Origin of the sequence: Thiobacillus denitrificans, assembly GCF_001530125.1 — a bacterium.
Lineage (GTDB): Bacteria > Pseudomonadota > Gammaproteobacteria > Burkholderiales > Thiobacillaceae > Thiobacillus > Thiobacillus denitrificans_C.
This window is the reverse complement of the sequence record NZ_LDUG01000080.1, coordinates 1-1,239: the sequence shown is the minus strand read 5'-3', so window position 1 is coordinate 1,239 and position 1,239 is coordinate 1. Positions and strand designations below refer to the sequence as shown.

At 63.4% G+C, this 1,239-nt stretch carries 1 protein-coding gene; it reads right to left on the bottom strand.

The window, feature by feature from the left end:
- A partial coding sequence (locus ABW22_RS16495) for a response regulator (protein WP_237763398.1) occupies nucleotides 1–1,229 on the bottom strand: 1,229 nt, incomplete at its 3' end.
- Between the last annotated feature and the right edge of the window lie 10 nt (nucleotides 1,230–1,239).

The following is a 1,239-nucleotide window of genomic DNA, read 5'->3' as shown; positions in this document are numbered from 1 at the left end:
CCGACCATCTCAAATTCGAAGACCGCGCTCCTTCCGTCCAGCACGCTTGCTTCGAAGGCGCGATAAGCTTCACGCTGTGACGGAACCACAAGCTCGACGATCTTGACGCCCAGAACCTGCTCAAGGCTGTCCGCCTCGATCATGGCGAGCCCTGCGACATTCATCTGCACGAGCCGCCCCTCCGAGTCCACGATCATCACGCACTCCGGTTCCGCCTCGATGATGGTGCGCAAACGCGCCTCGCTTGCGCGCAGCGCCGCGGTCCGCTCCTCCACCAAGCGCTCCAGATTCTCGTGCAGATGCGCCCGCTCCAGCGCCACCGCCACCTGGTGGCCCACGCTGTACAGGACTTTCAGTTGATCCTCATCGAACAGTCCTTTTTCCGGCCCGACAAGATTCATCACGCCCAGTGTCCGGTCGCCGAGCCACAAGGGAACGCTGGCGTGGTAGCGCAGTCCGCGCGTGTCGTCTGTTGCCTTGCCGAGGCGTTCGCATTCCAGGATGTTGGTGACATGGTCGAGCTCGCCTGAGATGAGGCGGCGGCGGCAGGCGCAGTCGCCGTCCATGGCGCCGGGCGCATCGAGTGTCGGCGGCAGGTTGCGCGCGGCGGCCAGCCGGAAGCCGGACTCCCCTTCCCGCAGAGAAATCCAGCCGGCCTGGATGCCGGGCAGCTCCAGCGCCCGCTCCAGAGCCATTTCCACCACCTCCCGTTCACCGCCCGCCTGATTGAGACCTTCGGCGATGCGGTACAGGCCATTGAGCACTTCGTTGGAGTGCGTCAGCTCCTTTTCCCGCTGCTTGAGCTCGCTGCTGATCTCGACCGCCTGTTCGTAGGTCGAGATCAGCAGGTCCAGTATCTGCTGCCGCTCGGAACTGATGAAATGTCTCTGACCTCCCAGGCTGATCTCCACGCCCATCTGCATGTTCTGGTTCTTGCGCAGCTCGAGGTTCATCAACAGGTAATCGATGCGCGCCAGCAGGTAGCGCTCGTCGTACGGCTTGCGCAGGAAATTGTCCGCGCCGCACTCCAGCCCGCGGATCACATCCTGCGCATCCGAGAGCGTGGTCACCAGCATGACCGGAATGCCCTTCATATTTTTGTCCGCCTTGATCGCCTTGCACAAGCCGTAGCCGTCGAGCTCCGGCATCACGATGTCGCTGATCACCAGGCTGGGCTTGCGCCGCTCAAGCAAGGCGAGCGCCTCGCGGCCGTTGGCGGCAACCGTCACCAAGTAGCCG